At 71.1% G+C, this 17,490-nt stretch carries 14 protein-coding genes, 1 pseudogene and 1 riboswitch; of the genes and pseudogenes, 7 read left to right on the top strand and 8 right to left on the bottom strand.

Translation table 11 applies throughout. The features are described from left to right. Positions 1-216 precede the first annotated feature (216 nt). Both E0504_RS04695 and E0504_RS04690 read right to left on the bottom strand, forming a co-directional pair. A complete protein-coding gene (locus E0504_RS04695) occupies positions 217-447 on the bottom strand; it encodes a hypothetical protein (RefSeq protein WP_112108649.1) in 231 nt (76 codons plus the stop codon). A 407-nt stretch (positions 448-854) separates the two neighbouring features. Then, on the bottom strand, positions 855-1,241 hold the full coding sequence (locus E0504_RS04690) for a metalloregulator ArsR/SmtB family transcription factor (RefSeq protein WP_165938401.1): 387 nt from the start codon (positions 1,239-1,241) through the stop codon (positions 855-857). A gap of 179 nt (positions 1,242-1,420) precedes the next feature. Further along, positions 1,421-1,614: riboswitch (cobalamin riboswitch) on the top strand. Between the two features lie 95 nt (positions 1,615-1,709). On the opposite strand from E0504_RS04690, the gene E0504_RS04685 reads away from it, so the two are divergent. Genes E0504_RS04685 through E0504_RS04675 form a run of 3 tightly spaced genes read left to right on the top strand, consistent with a single transcriptional unit; the run spans position 1,710 to position 3,114 of the window. Beyond that, positions 1,710-1,868 carry a hypothetical protein gene (locus tag E0504_RS04685; RefSeq protein ID WP_235014787.1) on the top strand — a complete coding sequence of 53 codons (159 nt, stop codon included), beginning with the start codon at positions 1,710-1,712 and terminating at the stop codon, positions 1,866-1,868. Beyond that, positions 1,865-2,749, top strand: a complete 885-nt coding sequence (locus E0504_RS04680) for a (2Fe-2S)-binding protein (RefSeq protein WP_112108647.1) — start codon at positions 1,865-1,867, stop codon at positions 2,747-2,749. Before E0504_RS04685 ends, E0504_RS04680 begins: the two co-directional genes overlap by 4 nt. Continuing rightward, positions 2,746-3,114, top strand: a complete 369-nt coding sequence (locus tag E0504_RS04675; RefSeq protein ID WP_131622142.1) for a hypothetical protein — start codon at positions 2,746-2,748, stop codon at positions 3,112-3,114. Before E0504_RS04680 ends, E0504_RS04675 begins: the two co-directional genes overlap by 4 nt. A 254-nt stretch (positions 3,115-3,368) precedes the next feature. On the opposite strand, the gene E0504_RS50200 is transcribed toward E0504_RS04675, so the two are convergent. After that, on the bottom strand, positions 3,369-3,530 hold the full coding sequence (locus E0504_RS50200) for a hypothetical protein (RefSeq protein WP_165938400.1): 162 nt from the start codon (positions 3,528-3,530) through the stop codon (positions 3,369-3,371). A 615-nt stretch (positions 3,531-4,145) separates the two neighbouring features. Continuing rightward, entirely contained in the window at positions 4,146-5,678 is a 1,533-nt protein-coding gene (locus tag E0504_RS04670; RefSeq protein ID WP_112104984.1) for a recombinase family protein, read from the bottom strand. Positions 5,679-5,731: 53 nt separating this feature from the next. Here E0504_RS04670 and E0504_RS54035 point away from each other — a divergent pair. Further along, positions 5,732-6,029: pseudogene (locus E0504_RS54035) on the top strand (hypothetical protein); the annotation flags it as partial. A 24-nt stretch (positions 6,030-6,053) separates the two neighbouring features. Here E0504_RS54035 and E0504_RS04660 read toward each other — a convergent pair. The 3 genes from E0504_RS04660 to E0504_RS04650 all read right to left on the bottom strand — a co-directional run bounded on the left by E0504_RS04660 (position 6,054) and on the right by E0504_RS04650 (position 8,733). Beyond that, a complete protein-coding gene (locus E0504_RS04660) occupies positions 6,054-6,959 on the bottom strand; it encodes an SAM-dependent methyltransferase (RefSeq protein ID WP_112104983.1) in 906 nt (301 codons plus the stop codon). Between the two features lie 284 nt (positions 6,960-7,243). Next, a complete protein-coding gene (locus E0504_RS04655; protein ID WP_112104982.1) occupies positions 7,244-7,723 on the bottom strand; it encodes a hypothetical protein in 480 nt (159 codons plus the stop codon). A 152-nt stretch (positions 7,724-7,875) separates the two neighbouring features. Next, positions 7,876-8,733: a class I SAM-dependent methyltransferase gene (locus E0504_RS04650; protein WP_112104981.1), complete on the bottom strand. Its 858-nt coding sequence runs from the start codon at positions 8,731-8,733 to the stop codon at positions 7,876-7,878. A 1,192-nt stretch (positions 8,734-9,925) separates the two neighbouring features. Here E0504_RS04650 and E0504_RS04645 point away from each other — a divergent pair. Continuing rightward, complete coding sequence (locus E0504_RS04645; protein WP_131622140.1) at positions 9,926-12,931, top strand: LuxR C-terminal-related transcriptional regulator; 3,006 nt, start codon at positions 9,926-9,928, stop codon at positions 12,929-12,931. Between the two features lie 39 nt (positions 12,932-12,970). Here the strand turns inward: E0504_RS04645 and E0504_RS04640 are convergent, their stop codons facing one another. After that, complete coding sequence (locus E0504_RS04640) at positions 12,971-13,678, bottom strand: TetR/AcrR family transcriptional regulator (RefSeq protein ID WP_131622138.1); 708 nt, start codon at positions 13,676-13,678, stop codon at positions 12,971-12,973. 148 nt (positions 13,679-13,826) lie between these two features. Here E0504_RS04640 and E0504_RS04635 point away from each other — a divergent pair, with 148 nt between their 5' ends. After that, positions 13,827-15,641: an ABC transporter ATP-binding protein gene (locus tag E0504_RS04635; RefSeq protein WP_131622136.1), complete on the top strand. Its 1,815-nt coding sequence runs from the start codon at positions 13,827-13,829 to the stop codon at positions 15,639-15,641. Then, positions 15,638-17,431 carry an ABC transporter ATP-binding protein gene (locus E0504_RS04630; protein WP_131622134.1) on the top strand — a complete coding sequence of 598 codons (1,794 nt, stop codon included), beginning with the start codon at positions 15,638-15,640 and terminating at the stop codon, positions 17,429-17,431. The genes E0504_RS04635 and E0504_RS04630 overlap by 4 nt, the downstream gene beginning before the upstream one ends. Positions 17,432-17,490: the final 59 nt, after the last annotated feature.

Genomic DNA, 17,490 nt, shown 5'->3' with positions numbered 1-17,490 from the left:
ACCTTAAAACAGCGCCATTGGGTGCACGCCCCTGTCCCGGCGGCCGGAGCCCCACATCTCCGGTGGCACGGGCCGGGAGCACGTCCCCCGTTTATCCGGCTCTGTTCCACTCCCGGCCCTGGGCACCTGACCCGGCCAATGGGTCCTCGCATTGGACCGCTCGCGACCTCGGCCGGCCGCCTGGCTGACGAGGTTGCGGCCGGGGGGTACTGATGTCTAGGACAGCCCGGTGGCCGCGCGTGCTTCGGCCAGGGTGCTCCAGCCGGTGCCGAGCATCATCCAGCCGTCGTGGCCGGCCAGGCGGTTGATCGGATCGCGTACCTTCACCTGCCAGCTGCCGGGGCTGGTCTCGCGGGCGAGGGCGGCCTTGCCGTCGCAGGAGCCGTAGTGTCTGCCGAGTGCGGCCGGCTCAGGCTGGGTCGCTTTGAGCAGGTTGTCGGAGTCCATCAAGTCGCTCCGTAAAAGGACCACAGGTGCGCCCGGGATGGGCGCCGCTCGCGGGTCACGACCCGGGTGGCTGTTGCTCCAGTCCGATGTTACGCCGCCGCCGGCGCCCCGCCAGTGGGAAGGCCTTCCGCCATTCCCCAGGCGCGAGGCGTCAGCGCCGCCCACCGGGAATGGGCAGGGCGGGTCTGACCTCGGGTGTTCCGTCGCGGAGGTCGACGTCGACGGGGAGCCCGTAGACGGTTTCGATGAGGTCGGCGGCGTAGACGTCGGCCGGGGTTCCCGACGTGACGACGTTGCGCCTGGGCGCCGGAGAGCTCGTCGACGTGGCGGTCGGCGAGCACGGTGAGGTCGAGCAGGTCGAGCAGGTCGAGCAGGTCGATTGTGGCTCACCTGCCGGCCGGCGGGCGTCAGCGGGCGGGCTGGCCGGACCGGTGGTGGAGCTGGGGATCGGGCCGGACGCGGCCCAGCAGGTCGGCGACGGCGGGGTCGGCGAGGCTGTAGCGGATGATCCGGCCGTCGCGCTCGGCGAGCACGGCGTTCTGCTGGCGCAGGACCCGCAGTGCCTGGGAGACGGCGGCGTCGTTCATGCCGACGGCGGTGGCCAGATCCGAGACGGAGATCGGGCCGGCGTAGTGCACCGCGAGCAGGATGGCGAGCCGGCCCGGTTCGCCGAGCATGGCGAACCGGGCGGCCCACCGCGTCACCTCGGCGCGGTCACCGATGGCGGCGACGGCGTCGCAGGCCCGGTCACCGTCGATGATCCGGGCCCGGTTCTGGTCGTCCAGCCGGTGCATGTGGAGATTCTCGCATCCACGTCGACCGGGCACCTGCCCGTGGCGGTTGCGCATCCGACCCTCAGACCGTGGCCCGACGAGCCGGATACCGCGCCGCCGGGCGGGATCAGCCTCCATCCGTGATGGGCGCGGCACCCGCGAAAACATCTGCATGGTCTTGCAGGCGACTCGCGTTGGTCGTACGGTTTGTCGGCCGTGGTGCTCGGGAATTCGGTGTGATGCCGGAGCGGCCCTCGCCACTGTGATCGGGATGTCGCCGGCCAGTCCCCGCCCACCGGGGAAGTCACTGGGCGTCGAGTACCGCCGCCTGGGAAGGCGGCCGGCGACGCACCACCCGTCAGCCAGGAGACCGGCCACGGCACCCGCGAACACCGTCCACGAGGTGCTGGAAGGCGGCCTGTTCTGGCATGCGCGCACGTCTGGTGGCCCTGAGCGCCACACTCCTGCGACCTCGAGCTCTCGCTCCGCGTGGCCGACGGCGTGTGGCTCCTCGACCGGACGGGGACCCTGCACACGGGCCGCCCGGCGGAGGTGATCGCCTCCGGGGCGGTGAACACCACCTTCGACGGCGACGACCTGCGCTTTGACCCGGTGACCAGGACCTTCGAGCTACGGGAGGCAGTGTGACGGGCCAGCCCGACATGACCGGAGCGGGGCGGCGGCCCGCCCCGGCGGTGCCGACCGCCGGGGCGGTGCCGGTCGCCGCAGCGGTGCCGGCCGTCACGGGAGCGTCGGCGGTGTCCGCCGCCGAGGTGGCGAGCGCCTTGCGGAGGCTCGCCGAGATCAGTCCCTACTTCGAGGCCGACATCGCGGTCGATCTCGCCGGTGCCGGCGAGGTGGGTGGGGCCGGGCCGGTGCCGGTTCGTGTCGACGAGCTCTACCGGGGCGGGGCGGCCCTGGCCGCCGCGGTCGACGGAGTGAACGAACGGCTTGGCGGCGTCGAACGACGGGTCGCCGCGTCCACCCTCGCGCTCGGCCACGCCGCCCGGCTCTGGTCGGTGGCCCTGGGCTGCTGGGCGACCGCCGGCATCGTCCCCGACCTGCCCCCACCCCGCCTCCGGGTGCAGCCGAGGCTCACCGCGCCCGTGCGGCTGATCGTGGACGAGACCGCCGGCTGGCGCGTCGAGAGCCTGGCGGACGCCGTCGACCTGCTCCGCGAGATCGTCGTCGAGGACCACCTGCGGCCCTACTTCACGGCCCTGCGGGGTGAGACCCGGCTCGCCCCGCGCCTGCTCTGGGGCAACGCCGCGTCCGCGCTGGTCGGCTCGACGCGGGTACTGGCCGCCTCCCCGCTCGTCACCCGCACGAAGGACGTTCCCCGAATGGCGGCCGCGCTGCTGGCGACACCGCCGCTCGCTGGTACGACCGTCCACGCCGTCACCTCCGACGGCGGACTGGCGGTCTCCTCGGTGGTCCGGCGGAGCTGCTGCCTGTTCTACCGGGTGCCGGGCGGCGGTACCTGCGGAGACTGCCCCCTGAGCCCGGCCGCGGAGAGGACACGACGTTGACCACCGACACCGAATACCGGGTCACCGAAGAACTCGGCAACGGCACCCTGCACGTCTTTGCGCTGCCCACCGACACCGAGACCCTGCTGTCCCTCGTCACCGAGATCTTCACCGACCACTGGCGCCAGATCGGCTTCGGCGTGATCGTCCAGGGCGCACCATTGATTGACGATGGTCATCGTTACGGGCTCCCAGTCGTCAATGTCCAACGTCATCGCGATGAACAACCAGCTACTTTCACTGCAACAGGCCGGTGTTGCGACGACCGGTTGAGTTCGGTCGCGAATCGCCAATCCATGTGGTGGACTGGGATTACCTCGGGAGCGATGGCAGTCATGCGCGATCTTCCTTCTCGTGTTCGCTGACGGGAATCCGGATCATCCGATCCGCGCCTGGGTTCTTCGACCGCCAGTAGGCGAGCGCCCGCGCGGCCTCGCACGGCTTACAGACTGTCCTGTACTGCTGGGTACCGTCCGCGTAGCGACCCGCCTTAGCTAGCTCGCCGTGGCTGCCACAACGGCGGCATACGCCTTCACTTTCCTTCTGGTAAATAGCTTGCTCCTGTGGGGTGAGGGCATGGCGAAATGGGGGTGTGCAGTGCGATGCGTTTAAACGAGGTCTAGGCGGCGCGGGTGTCCTGACGGTCGACACCGGTAAGGACTAGCGCGATGCGGGCCTCGGCCCGTGGGGTCAGTTTCGGGGCGCGAGCGAGGGTCAGGCGCAGCCATTGATCGCGAGGCGATTCCACCTCGTCGACATCGGGTACAGCAGATTCGGGCATGCGGGAACGCCAATCCGTGAAAGATCACACGAGTAACCGGGTTCGCCGCCGCAGGACTTCGGCTAGCTGCCTTTTGGTCGGGTGGCACCCGTGCCCCACGGTCGGTCAGTGGGGGCTTTGGCGTGGCATTTGGAGGCTGTCGTCCGCGTGCTCGGCCTGTCCTTGCTCGACCTACGATGACACAAGATCAGACGGGCCTTCGGGAAGATGCCGACGTGTCCCATCCGGGGGGCACGCGGCCAGGTACAGCGCGTTAAGCGGTGGCGGAGCCTGTACCCGGCACCGACAGCACGATCTCGAAGATCGGTGTGCCGCACTCTGCGACACCGGCGCGCCTACGCCGGACCGTATAACCGCGACCGCTCAGACCCTGCCGTCGCAGCATCGCCGCGTACCGCTCGACCTCGTCGTCGGCGGGTCCTCCCCGTCACCGTGTCCAGGCGGCGCTGTACGTCGACCACGGAGCCCCGCAGGGGCGTGTCGGGGTAAGAGAAGGCCGCCCTGTCGGGGGGGGTGACAGGACGGCCGTAGACGGACCTAATCATGGGGTGTTGCGGTCAGTCAAAGCGTGATGCGGACCGTCGCAGGGGTGATGCGGAGACGGCACGGGATCGTCTAGGCGGTGCTCTCCTCATTCCGCCAGGCCACGTGGACGCGATCGGGATCGAACGGCCCGCGTCCCTGTAGACCGGGAGCGATCTCGATACGTTCGATCAACTCCGCCAGGACCACGCGACGGGCGGTCAGCCATGCCTGCCATGCCGGTGTGCCCTGCTCGGGTTCGGGCGCGTTCCACTGCCTCATGGCCTGGTTCGGGTCGAGGACTACGGCCGTTCGGCGGGTCGCGCCGATCTGCTGCTGTAGCACGCTCAGGCGTTCGTCTAGCGCCTTGTGAAGTCGCCCGGCATGAACTGCGCCCATCTCGCCAGAGATCACCGCAGCGTCGATCTCAGCCTGTTGCCCTTCGATCCGCCGGACCTCTGCGAGTAGGGCAGGCTCGCCAGGTGTGTCCGCGCGCCACTCGCCCGACGCGAGACGACGAGACACAAGATCTTCGATCAGGGCCGTAAGGTCAGCATCCCAAATCGACATCCGCGCACTGCACTCCTTTGTGCGACGGCGTGATACCTCATTCGTAGGGTGCTTCCATTGCTTATCGCCCTTGATGCACCGGGCGCGACACTCGGCGCAGACCACGAATCCGGCGAGCAAGTTTTTCACCCGACCGCCGGTTGCCTTGCGGCTTGATCCCGTCCGCATCGCGGCCACCGTTTCGGACCATTCGTCATCCGTCAAGATCGGTTCAAACCATTTGCGCGCCACGTCCGGATTAGGCTTACCCAGGATTCGCCAGGTACCCCGGGAACCGTCCGGCTCCACTTCCCGAACGGCGCGGTAACCTGCAAGCCTCGGGTTACGGATAAGGTTCCGGACCGTCGAAAGAATCCACGTTGATCGGCGCAGCTCCTCATCCGGCCCGGTTCTCGCAAAGCGTGGCCCTGGTACGCCGCGTGCGTTGAGATCCTTACAGATGCCGTAGATAGCCTCGCCGCCGCGAATCCTGCTGGCAATCTCGTGGATAATCTTCGCTTGGGCGGGTTCGATCTCCCAGGATGTCACGACGTTGTGTCCGTCGAGGTGAACGACCTTCACCCACCCGTAGGGTGGCGGGCTTCCGGCGTAATCGAGGTCTTCCCTCTTGTCTCCGTGCCAATCGGTCGCGCGCTTGGATTTCGCCAGCGACTCTTTAACGGCGTCCGTGAACTGGCCCAACCAGTCGCCGTAGCCGTTGGTGGTGGACGGATCGTAGGTCGCCTGATTCGGGATAACGATCACGCCACGGCTCGACCGGAGAAGATCGGCGATGTCCTCCCCCTGGCGAACCTGGCGAGTGATTCGACTCGCCTCCACAGCGATGATCGAATTAGCGTGGCCGTCGCGGATGAACTGGATCATCCGGTTGTAGTCGGGGCGGTTGACGTCGCTCTTGCTCGCCGTGATCGAAGCATCCACGAACCAAGCGACGATCGTGATGCCCTCACGCTCTGCCCACCTGGTGATCAGCCGTCGCTGCGCGGGGATGTCCGCTGCGCGGCCACCCTTGATCACACTCCTGCGTAGGTAGGCGACGTGGACACGCGGCGACATGGCCGAACCGTACCTGTTGGACACCCGGACCAATGGGATACTGTTGTGCGCATGGCACTGCCTGGGAGGTCGCGGCGCCGTACGCGCCGCGGCGGATCGGCGTGTACGACGGCTACGTCACCGTCGACTTCGGGGCCTGGCACTTCCTCTGTGCATCGGTGAGCACACCGCCAGCGGCCCGGAGCTCGGCCGGATCCGCCGCTGCGCCCGCGCCGAGCTGTACCGCCGAGTCGGCGGTGACGGCGCGCCCGTCTCCTGGGGGCTGCGGATGTTCAACGCCATCGGCGAGCAGATGATGCCGTCCTGCTCCCGAACCCGTTCCTCAGCGACTCCCAGGAGCTCCTCGCCACCCGGGCGGATGGCTCCGTTCGAGGGTCAGGTACGGGTGAGCTCGGCGGTGAGGAACTGTGTGTCGAGCCAGGGCCGGGTGGCCTTCCCGGTGAAGGGGTCGGTCAGATCGCGACCGTAGCGGTGGGCGACCGTGCGGTCGTCATCCTCGCGGATGGTCCAGCCGTTGGGGCGTAGCCACTGGGCGGGGTGGGGGCGGGTCTCGGTGTTGAACAGGGCCCTCGCCTCGATCCCGGACCGGCTGGTGAGCTGGTCCAGCGTGGCGGTGTCGGAGGCGAGGCGCTCCAGGTGGGCGAAGCGGTCGAGCGCGAGTCGACTGCCGGGGACGGAGAGCCGGTGGATCTCCCGGATCAGGCGTTCCTCGGCCGCCGCCGGTAGGTAGCCGAGCAGCCCTTCCGCGATCCAGGCGGTTGGGTCGCTCGGGGTGAACCCCGCCGCGATGAGCGCGCCCGGCCATTCCTCGCGCAGATCGGTTCCGACCGGGACGCGCCGGCAGCCCGGTTGCGCCTGCTTGCGCTGCAGCACGTCGTCCTTGAACGCGAGGACCTGCGGCTGGTCCAGTTCGTACAGCGTGACGTCGCCGGGCCAGCCCAGTCGGAACGCACGGGTGTCCAGGCCCGCGGCGAGAAGAACGACCTGACCGACACCGCCGCGAAGTGCGTCGTGGACGAAGTCGTCGTAGAACCGCGAGCGCACGCCGATGTAGCGGGAGGTATGCAGAGACAGCGCCTGCCGGTCTGTCACCGGCTCGCCCTCGGCGGGCCAATTCAGCGGGAACGGCACGGGTGAGGCTACGGCCTGGACGAACGCGGCCCCGAACCGGTCGTCGATGAGCGCGTCGGGCATCGACGACTCCACAGTCCGGGACGCGGCTATACCAAGGGCCGTCAGCCCGGGGCCGGTGACGATGTCCCAGCTCCTCTGCTCCGCCATGTCATGTTCCTTCCGCCTCGGGCGTCGAGGGGAATCTAGCCCGCAGGACTGACCGTGGCCGCCGATTGGGCGCTTCGCTGCCTGCGCTGCCGCTGCCTGCGCTGCCGGGGCCTGCGCCTCGGTGAGGCTGGAGACCATGTCCCGGTGCGGCCGCCCGTCATCGACGGTGTGCGGGTGCTCGTCGTCGGCGGTCACCGCCGGCCGGGCCACGTGGACCGGGTGGTGGACGAGCTGATCGCCAGCGGTGGCCGTTATGCGGTTCCTCGCGCGCCGTCGGTTCCGGGTCATACGGGTACGCGTGGCGTCCATTCCGGTGGTCCGATCTCGGTGTTGAGGCCTTTCTCGATGAAAACTATGTTCCGGTAGAAAAGCACGGCCGAGACTCCCCGGTTGGTGGCGGGCGGCTGGTAGACCGACGTGTCCTCGTGCTCCGGGTAGTGCAGGCCGTTGAGAAGCTCCTTGAGTCGGGTCATAACCGTCCGGGTTCCCGTCCCGCCGGGGGAGTCGGCGCGGCTGCGGGTCACCTCGACGCGTCCGTCGCGAAAGGAGAGCGTGCGCTCCGCCGACATCCGACCGAGGCGGAGCTCGAAGAGGACCGTGCCGGCCAGGTCCGCGCAGGGAAGGCGGCGGGCCAGTATCTCGTCGAGGATCGACGGCGCGGCTCTTTCCAGGGTGAGTGAATTGATTAGCGTGCTGATCTCGTTTTCGGAGCACGCGGCGGCCTGCAGCAGGGACGCATTGACGTCATACGGCACAGCGGGCACGGGAGCTCCAGGGATCACGCGGGAAAGCCAGCGGTCGGCGCCGTTCCGGTGAACGGCGCGCCGGCTTCCAGGGTGCGCGCGCCCACCGCCGAAGTCCCCGCGATGACTCCGACGGCCCAGCGGCTCGGCTCGGCGCCCGCCGGCCGGGGTCGTCAGGTGGTCGTCACCAGCAGCTCCTCCGAGCTTGAGGGCCGAAGGTCATCCGAACGGCCGGTGAAGTAGAGCCTGGTCAGATCGCCGGCCGACACGTGCCGGGCTTCCCCGAAACCTGCTTCCCGGGCCAGCGCCAGCATCTCCGGCGGGGTGAAGAAGCTGATGAAGGGGGTCCTGGCTGCGCGCGCCGCCTTCTCCGTCATCTCGCGTAGGGCGCGCTCCGCCGGCTCGACGAGGGTCGGCGGCACCAGGAACGTCGTGACGAGCGTCGAGCCGGAGGCGAGCGCGGCGACCTGGCGGAGCATGGCCGTGGTCGCGTCCCTGGTGAGGTACATGGTGACGCCGGCGCAGACCACGACGGCCGGCCGCGTCGGGTCGAAGCCGGCGGCCGTGAGCCGCTCCCACCAGGACGGCCCCACCTCGAAGTCGACCGGGACGAACCGCAGCCATTCCGGGACGCCGAAGCCGATCTCGGCGAGGCGCCGCCGTTTCCAGGCCTGTGGGCCCGGCTGGTCGACCTCGAACATCCGCAGGCCCGAGGCGATCTCTGGCCGGCGCTGGGCGAAGGTGTCCAGGCCGGCTCCGAGGATGACGTACTGGCTGACACCGCGGCCGGCCTGTTCGGCGACCAGGTCCTCGACGAGGCGGGCGCGGGCCACCATGGATGCCCGGGTGCGGCGCGTCGCGTGCTGGTCCATGTCCGGGCGGGCGCGCCAGTCGTCGCCCGGGGCCACCAGCCGAAGGCCGATCTCGTCCTCGAACACGTGCGGCCGCGGGTCGACCTGGACGTGCATGGCCCGCCACAGGGCAACCCGCGTCGCGGTGCTTTCCGGGGCCGCGGTTCGCGTGCCAGGCATGAGCTTCTCTCACCTTCTGCCGAAGTACCCGAGGGTGTGGGAACAGCGGCTCATTCGGGTATGCGCGGGGCACGATTTCTTTCGGCGCGGATCCGCTCGCCTTTATCTGCCTGCCGCCGTCTGCCATCTGCTCTCGGCGGGATTCGCGAGCACGGAATCTCGGACAGCGGCCTTCGCAGCCTACCCGTGTCCTTGATACCGCCCGGGCCGCAGGTGATTGGCGGTGATTGGCGGGTAATGGGGTGGCTACCCTGGTGAACCGCCTGTCGGAGCGTGGCTGAAACGGCGCCGCCCGCGTCCTGGCCCGGAGAAAGAGAGCTGGTTCACGGTGGGGGCCGCGGCCGGCGCGGGTGTGCTCGGGGCGTTGGCCGCTCCACCGGCGCGGGCGGGCCCGCGGAGCCACGGTGCTGGGGCCGGCTGCTCGTGCCGGCTGGCTCGTGCCGGCAGGCGTAGCGGGGTTCCCGTGGAACACAAGCCTTCGTCGCCTTCCGGACAGACCGGGGGAGGCGAGTGGCCCGGTGATGTTCCTGATGTCGATGAAGTCCGAGCGTATGGCTCGATGTGCGTTCCGTGATATTGGTGCCTGGCGTCGTGCCAGCATTGTGATCCTGTGTAAAGGTTGTCAGATCTTCTTGACGATCGATGGTCGCTGGCTTAGGTTGGCCTTAGTTGTTAGACGCTGTCTAGGTCGGAGTCGTCCCGTCTCCGTGAAGCGATCTTCTGTCTGCTCACCCGCCCTCTGTCGGGCATGTCGAGTCGGGCCGGGGACGCCGGTCGGCACCTCTGGCCGACGGTTGCGGGCGCGCTTGGACGGCGGAGCCGTTCCGGTCACGGCGCCGCCTGAGTGACGGAGCGGTCGCGACCACCGGGACGACCGCCCAGGTCGTTCCCGGCCGGCAACAAAAGCACCGATGTCGACACTGGAGATGATCTGTAACCTCAGGGCGTCATTCTGACCACACCGCTGCAGCGCATCAAAAAGCGATGTTCCAGGCGGCACCCGGTGCGGGTCCCGGCAGGCGCGGCGAATCTCGATGCACACAATTTGACAAGGATGGGACGAGGATGCGGAAACTATTGCGTCCACGATGGCCGGATTCGCCAGCCCCGTTCGTGGGGAACCGGCGTGCCGCCGCTCTGACCGTGTCGAGACAGCTTGCCACAATGATCGCGGGCACCTCGCGGTGTACCGGTGCATAAGGGAAACACCGGCGGTCAAGAACTGGACTTCCTGAACCGGGTTGGCTCGCTGGCCCTGGACACCCGAGAATCCGACGGCGGCGTGGGGCCGGTGGCGCCCGGCGAGGACCGCGCCGTCAGCAACCAGCAGTGGCCGATGGCGGCCCGTGCGTCCGAGCTCGCCGCGGTGGTGGGCGCCGTCCGGCGGGGAACCAGCGTCGTTCTCGTCGGCGAGCCCGGTGTGGGCAAGACCCGGCTGCTGCGGACCGCCCTGGCGGAGGTGGCGACAGCCGGTGATCCGGTCCGACTGATCGACGCTCCACACGGGACCCATCCCGACCTGCCCGGCTCGCTGCTGGCGGAGCTCTCGGCGACCTTCGACCTGCTGGGCGGGGATCCGCTCGAGGGCGGTCCGACCGGGGGTTTTCGGCCTCGCGACACGGAGCACCGGCCGGGGGGCCCGGATGCCCGCCCGCGGCGGGTGTTCGGCTCGGCGGGTCTGGGCGCGGCACGCCCGGACCACGGATTCTCCGGTACCCGCCGAGGTCCGGAGGCGGGCGGCGGGAACCGAGCGCCCGCTCGGTTCCCGCCGGCGGCCGGCACGGCGGGACGGGTGGTGCTCGGCGTCGACGACGCGCACCTGTTGGATTCCGAGCCGGCGGCGATGCTGCACCACCTGGTCGCCACCGGCCGGGTCACTCTCGTCGCCGCCGTCTGCTCCGGTGAGAACCAGCACCGGGGCGTCAGCAGGCTCTGGATGGAGCGGCTCGCCGAACGTTTCGACCTGGCCGAGTTCAACGAGAGCGGTGTGCACGCGATGGTCCGGGCCCGGCTCGGCGGCACCGTCGACGAGTCGACGCTGGCCAGGCTGCACCACCTGACCCGGGGCAATGCCCTTTACCTGTGTGAGCTGGTGGGTCACGCCCTGGCTGAGGGGACCTTGGTCCAGGCGGACGGGATCTGGCGGTGGTCCGGTCTCGCGAGCAGCGGTGGCCGGCTCTCCGACCTGGTCCGGCTTCGGCTGGCCGACCTCGCGCCGGATGAGGTCGAGCTGGTCGCCATGGTGGCGCTCGCCGAGCCCCTCGAGGCCGATCTGCCCGTTGTGGCGGAGCTCGCCGCCGCGGCCGAGTCGCTCAACCGGCGCCGGATCATCGTGGCCGAAGGAGTCGGCCGCCGTGTCCAGCTGCGCCTCTTCTATCCGTTGCACAGCGAGGTGCTGGTCGCGTCCCTGCCGGAGCTGACCGCGCGGCGACTGCGCGCCCGGCTGGCCGGCGCGATCGAACAAACGGGGCTGCGTCGGCGCACCGACCTGTTGCGGGCCGTCCGGCTGCGTCTCGACGCGGGTCAGATGCCCGAACCGGCGCATCTGATCGCGGCGGCGGAACGGGCGGTGGGCACCGGCGACGTCGTGTTCGCCGAACGGCTGTGCCGGCTCGCGATCGCGGTGCGGGAGCCGACCCTCTCCCGCAGCCGCATCGAGCTGCTGCTGGGCCGGGCCCTGTGCTCGCAGGGCAGGCATTCGGACGCCGAGGACGTCTTCGGGCCGGGCTGTGACCACGCCCCCCGGGAGGAGCTGGCCGCGCTGGCCCGCACCCGGGCGCTGAACATGGCCGGTGGGCTGGGCCGGATCGACGACGCTGAGGCGCTGCTCGCCGCCGTCCGCTCCGCGGTGCCCGCCGCGGACGAGGCGAAGCTGTCGGCCACCCTGGCGATCGTCTGGATGCTCGCGGACCGCCTGCCGGAGGCGCTGACGCTGGTCGGGTCCGCCATCGCGGGGGAGAACGCGGACTCACCGCTGGTGCGCGAGGCCGTCCCGGTCATGGCGGTCGCGCGCACCGAGCTCGGTGACGCGGCCGGTGCCCTCGAGCTGCTGGACAGCTGCCTGCCGGCACTCGACCGGTGGGCTGATCACCACTGGCTGCCGCACCGGCTGGCGACGGTGGCCGCCTGCGTCGCACTGGGACGGATGGGCGACGCCTCGGCGACGCTGCGGTGGGTGCGCCGCCGGCTGGCCGACGGCCCGTCCCGGGTGATGTGGGATCCGCTGACCGTGCTTGTCGAGGCCCACCACCTGAGGCTGACCGGCCGGAACGCCGAGGCTGTCGACCTGCTGCGGCGCTCCGATGACTCGGCCGCCGCCGCGAGCATCCCGGACATCCGTTGCTGGACGCGTGCCCAGTTGGCGGGTGCCCTCGCGGAGGCCGGCTCCCACGCGGACGCGCTGGTGGCGATCGCGGAGGCCCGTGCGCTGGTGGCCTCGACCGGCGGCTCCACGACCGCCCGCGGGTGGGTGGAGATCGAGGAGGCGGCCGTGCACGCGCATGCCGGTGACCGGGCGCGGGCCGTCGCCCTCGCGCTGGAGCTGGCCGACCGTTTCGTGGCCGCCGGGCGGATTGTTCGCGCCGTCGAGGCGTTGCACCTCGCCGCGCGGCTGGGCGTCGCGAACGCCGTGGTGGCCCGGTGTGAGGCCCTGGCCACCCGGATCGGGGCCGCCGAGGTGGCGCAGGCGTGGTCCGCTCATGTCCGGGCCCTTGCCGGCGCCGACGGTGACGCGTTGAGTGGCGTCTCCCGCCGCTTCGAGGACATGTGCCTGCTGCCGCTGGCCGCCGAGGCCGCCGTCCAGGCCGCCGCCGCGTATCAGATGCGCGGTGCGGTCCGCAGCGGGCGGCTGGCGAGAGTCCGCGGCGCCGATCTCGTCTCCCGATGCGGGGGGCCGCTGCCGCCCTGGGCGTCCGACGAGGTAAGCGTCGCCGCCGGTGCCGCGGCGACGCGTGGCGGGACCAGGTCGCACGGGGTTCCCGGCCCCGAGCTCACCCCGCGGGAACGGGAGGTGGCGGCGTTCGCGGACGTCGGGCTGTCGAACCGGGAGATCGCGTCCCGTCTGGTCGTGTCTGTCCGGACCGTCGAGAACCACCTGCAACGCGCCTACGGCAAGCTCGGGGTGCTGCGTCGCGCCGATCTGGCACTCCGGCTGCAGGAGAGCCTGGAGTCCGGCTTCGCCGCGGGGTCGGCGACCTGACGCCGGGGCGCCGCCGGCTCCGGCCGTGCGCGCCGCCGGTCATCGCGGGGCGCTCGACGACTCCAACCAGGTCGCGACGCCGTCGAGGGCACGGGCCACGGTGAACTCGAAGAACTCGACGTCCAGCTCGGCGGGCGGCCGAGGGTCGCGCGCCCGGGCGAGGGCGTCGACGCTGGCCGCGGCGAGGCCGGGCTGCGGGGTGTCCTGGAAGTCACTGAGGACCTGTGCCATCTTGCCGCGCGCCTCCGGCCGCTCGGCGCGGTCGTCCTCCGCCGCAACCATCATGAACGCGGTGTTGAGCAGGAACCGGTAGACCAGGGTCGCGTCGCCGCCGAAACCGGCGCGCTGCAGCACCTGGACGCCGCGGTCGATCGTGGGCAGGGCGGCGGGAACCGTCGGCCCGATCAGGACGACGCGCCGGGCGACCCCGCGGAACTCCCGCAGCACCGCCCGGCCCTCGCGCAGCAGCCGGGTGAACCACTCCCGCCAGGGCAGGTCGGCGTCCGGGACGGGGATGAGGGCTATCACCCGGTCGGTGATGGCGTCGACGACGGTCTCGCGGTCGCCGACGTGGTGGTAGATGACGCCGGGCCAGACCTCCAGGGCTCCGGACAGCTGGCGGATCGACCAGCCGTCGAGACCCTGGCCGCGGGTCAGTTCCAGCGCCGTGTCCACGATCTTCTCGGCCGTCATCGGCGGCAGACCGGCGGCCAGGCGCGATCGTGCGGAGTGGCTGGGCCGGTCCATGGGGTCACCTTAACCGCCGGGCTCGAGCGCCCCCGTCTTGATGCGAGGAACATCCATCGGCTAAGGTCAGCCTAAGCTATTAGACGGTGTCTAACATCTGTTGCACACTGTTCAGCGAAGGCTTGGACGATCTAGCGAAGGTCGACACATGAACGAAGATCGAGGAGCGCTGGCGGCGCTGCTGCGGCCCATCCGGGGCCGGCTGTGGCTCGCCACCGCGGCGCAGGCCGTCTCCGCGGCCGTGAGCGTCGTGCCCTTCATCGCCGCCGCCGAGCTGGGGCGCGTCCTGCTCGACGACGGCCCGGTCGATCACGGGCGCGCCTGGACGATCACCTGGGTCGGCGTCGCGGCCCTGTTCGCGCGGCTCGTCCTGCTGGCCGTGGCCGGCGGGGTGAGCCACTTCGCGGACAACCGGCTGCAGCTCGACATCCGCCGGCGGATCGTCAGCCACCTCGGCCGGGTGCCGCTGGGCTGGTTCTCCGATCGCAACTCCGGCACGGTCAAGAAGGCCGTCCAGGACGACGTGACGACCATGCACCACCTGGTCGCGCACTCCCGGCTGGAGATCACCGCGGCGACCGTCGTGCCGCTGACGACCCTGGCCTACCTGTTCTGGGTCGACTGGAGAATGGCGCTGATCACCCTCGCTCCGCTGATCGTCGGCCTCTACTTCTACGGGCGGAACCTCGCGGCCGTCGGCGCCCAGCTCCAGCCCTTCGACGAGGCCACACGGGCCATCAGCGCCAGCACGGTCGAGTTCGTCGACGGCATCGCCGTCGTGAAGATCTTCGGCCGGGCGCGCGGCGCGCACGAGCGCTTCACCCGGGCCGCCGACGACTACTCGACCTTCTTCAAGGGCTGGGTCACCTCGACGATCGGCCTGCGCGCGATCTCGGAGATCCTGCTCTCCCCGGTGGTGGCGCTACTCACCGTCATCGTCGGCGGCGCGCTGCTCGTCACGAAGGCCGGCATGGAGCCGGTCGACCTGCTGCCGTTCGCGCTGCTCGGCGCCGGCCTCGCGGCGCCGATCCTCGCGCTCAGCTACGGGATCTACAACATGCGCACCGCCCACCAGGCGGCCGCGAACGTGACGGGCGTGCTGGCCGTGCCCCCGCTGCCCGTCACCGCCGAGCCCGCCGTCCCGGCCGGCAACGACGTCGTCTTCGAGGACGCCCGGTTCTCCTACGACGGGGAGACCGAGGTCCTGCGGGGCATCGACCTGACCCTGCGCCCCGGGACGATCACCGCGCTGGTCGGGGCGTCGGGCTCCGGCAAGTCGACCCTCGCGTCGCTGGTGCCGCGCTTCGGCGACGTCACCGGCGGCGCGATCCGGCTGGGTGGCGTCGACCTGCGCGACATCGCCCCCGACGAGCTGTACCGCCGGGTCGCCTTCGTCTTCCAGGACACCCACCTGCTGCGTGACTCGATCGCCGACAACATCCGGCTGGCCCGGCCGGAGGCCGATCTCGCCGAGGTGCGCGCCGCCGCCCAGGCCGCGCGCATCGACAGCCGCATCCGTGAGCTGCCCCAGGGCTACGACTCCGTCATCGGTGAGGACGGCCAGCTCTCCGGCGGTGAGGCGCAGCGGGTCGCGATCGCCCGCGCCCTGCTCGCGGACACCCCCGTGATCGTCCTGGACGAGGCGACGGTGTTCACCGACCCCGAGGCCGAGGCCGACATCCAGGACGCTCTCTCCGAACTGACCAGGGAGAAGACGGTGCTCGTCATCGCCCACCGGCTGGCGACGATCGTCGCCGCCGACCAGATCGTCGTTCTCGACGACGGCGCGATCGCCGAGCGGGGCACCCACGCCGAGCTGGTCGCGGCGGGCGGCGTCTACGCCCGGATGTGGGCGGCGCACGAGCGCGCCGCCGACCCGCACGCACGTCCCGGCCCTGCCCCGGGACCTGCCGGCGTTCGCGGTGCCGCGGGCGCGCTGACCGGAACGGAGGAGGCCCGGTGATCCGGAGGCTGTTCACACTGCTCGGCCCGGAGCACCGGGGCGAGCTGCGGAGCCTGCTCGGCTGGCTCGTCGGCGCGGCCGTCCTGCAGGGCGCGGCCTTCGTGCTGCTGGTGCCGATCCTGCGCGCGCTGCTCGGCGACAACCCGGATGACGTCTGGCCGTGGATCCTGGCCCTCGTCGCGACGACGGCGGGGTACGGGTTCGCGCACCGGGTGGGCCTGCTGGCCAGCGCCGACGCGGGTGCCGGCCTCTCGCGCACCGTGCACCACCGCATCGGCGACCGGGTCGCCGGCCTCCCGCTCGGCTGGTTCTCGGCTGACCGGACGGCGGCGGTCAACCAGCTCGCCACGCGGGACGTCATGGACGTCATGGGCGTGTTCGCGCACCTGCTGCGGCCGCTGCTGACCGGATTCGTGACCCCCGGTGTCGTCGTCGCGCTGATGTACGTCTTCGACTGGCGGCTCGCGCTCGCCGCCACGCTCACCGTCCCGATGCTCGCGCTGGTCTACCGCTGGAGCACCCGGCTCGCCCACCAGGCCGACGCCGCCAGCGACGCCGCCCAGGTGGACGCCGGCGGGCGGGTGCTCGAGTTCGCCCGGGCCCAGCGGGTGCTGCGGGTGTTCGGCCGCGGTGCGACCGGGCCCGCCGCCCGGGCGCTCGACGAGGCCCTGGAACGGCAGCGGGCGGCCGGGCACCGGCAGCTGAGCGTGGCCGTGCCGGGGCTGATCGGCTTCGCGGTCGCGGTCCAGGCCGCGTTCACCGTGGTCATCATCCTCGGCACCTACCTCGCGCTCGACGGCTCGCTCGACGCGCCCACGCTGCTCGCGGTGCTCGCCCTGGCGGCCAGGTTCATCGAACCCGTCGCGGAGGCCGCGGCGCTGGGCACCGAGCTGCAGAAGGCCAGCCGCGCCCTCGAGCGCATCGAGAACCTGCTCGCCCTACCGACGCTGCCAACCCCGGCGGCCCCCCGGCACCCCGAGGGCACCGGCATCGAGCTCGACAACGTCGTGTTCGGCTACGAGGGCCGCCGCGTGCTCTCCGGGGTGTCCGCCTGGCTGGCCGAGGGCACGATGACCGCGCTGGTGGGCCCGTCGGGCTCCGGCAAGACCACGGTCACCCGGCTCATCGCGCGCTTCTGGGACACCGACTCGGGAGCCGTGCGGATCGGCGGGGTCGACGTCCGGGAGATCGACCCCGACGAGCTGACGTCGCTGATCTCCGTGGTCTTCCAGGACGTCTACCTGTTCGAGGGCAGCATCGAGGACAACATCCGGGTCGGACGTTCCGGGGCGAGCGCCGAGCAGGTGCGCGAGGCCGCGCGGCTGGCCCGGGTCGACGAGATCGTCGCGCGGCTGCCCGAGGGCTGGGACACCCGGGTCGGGGAGGGCGGCAGCGCCCTGTCCGGCGGCGAGCGCCAGCGGGTGTCCATCGCCCGCGCGATCCTCAAGGACGCTCCGATCGTGCTGCTCGACGAGGCGACGTCCGCGCTGGACCCGGAGAACGAGCAGGCCGTCGCGCAGGCACTGGCCGCGCTGGCGAACAACCGCACGCTGCTCGTGATCGCGCACCGGCTGGGGACGGTGATGGCGGCCGACCAGATTCTCGTCCTGGAGCGGGGCCTCGTCGTCGAGTCCGGAACCCATACCCAGCTCATCGGGACCGGCGGCCGGTACGCCGCCTTCTGGCAGCGGCGCCGCGGAGCCGAGGGCTGGCGCCTGGCGCCTGGCACCGCACCCACCGGCGAGGCCGCGCTCGCCCGTCTTCCCCACCCGGCCGCGGGCCACCAGTAAACCCGAGGTCACTCCCGCTACCGCCGGCGGGACGCGTCGGGTCGACGCCCGAGCGCCGC

This window comes from Parafrankia sp. BMG5.11, assembly GCF_004337455.1.
The sequence above is the reverse complement of the archived record's forward strand: the minus strand, read 5'-3'. Positions and strand labels throughout refer to the sequence as shown.

What these genes read in the sequence shown, in the direction of transcription:
- E0504_RS04660 (WP_112104983.1), bottom strand. Translation starts at nt 6,959, where the DNA reads ATGGCGGAGCAGAGGAGCTGGGACATCGTCACCGGCCCCGGGCTGACG.
- E0504_RS04640 (WP_131622138.1), bottom strand. Translation starts at nt 13,678, where the DNA reads ATGGACCGGCCCAGCCACTCCGCACGATCGCGCCTGGCCGCCGGTCTG.
- E0504_RS04670 (WP_112104984.1), bottom strand. Translation starts at nt 5,678, where the DNA reads ATGTCGCCGCGTGTCCACGTCGCCTACCTACGCAGGAGTGTGATCAAG.
- E0504_RS50200 (WP_165938400.1), bottom strand. Translation starts at nt 3,530, where the DNA reads ATGCCCGAATCTGCTGTACCCGATGTCGACGAGGTGGAATCGCCTCGC.
- E0504_RS04635 (WP_131622136.1), top strand. Translation starts at nt 13,827, where the DNA reads ATGAACGAAGATCGAGGAGCGCTGGCGGCGCTGCTGCGGCCCATCCGG.
- E0504_RS04650 (WP_112104981.1), bottom strand. Translation starts at nt 8,733, where the DNA reads ATGCCTGGCACGCGAACCGCGGCCCCGGAAAGCACCGCGACGCGGGTT.
- E0504_RS04690 (WP_165938401.1), bottom strand. Translation starts at nt 1,241, where the DNA reads ATGCACCGGCTGGACGACCAGAACCGGGCCCGGATCATCGACGGTGAC.
- E0504_RS04695 (WP_112108649.1), bottom strand. Translation starts at nt 447, where the DNA reads ATGGACTCCGACAACCTGCTCAAAGCGACCCAGCCTGAGCCGGCCGCA.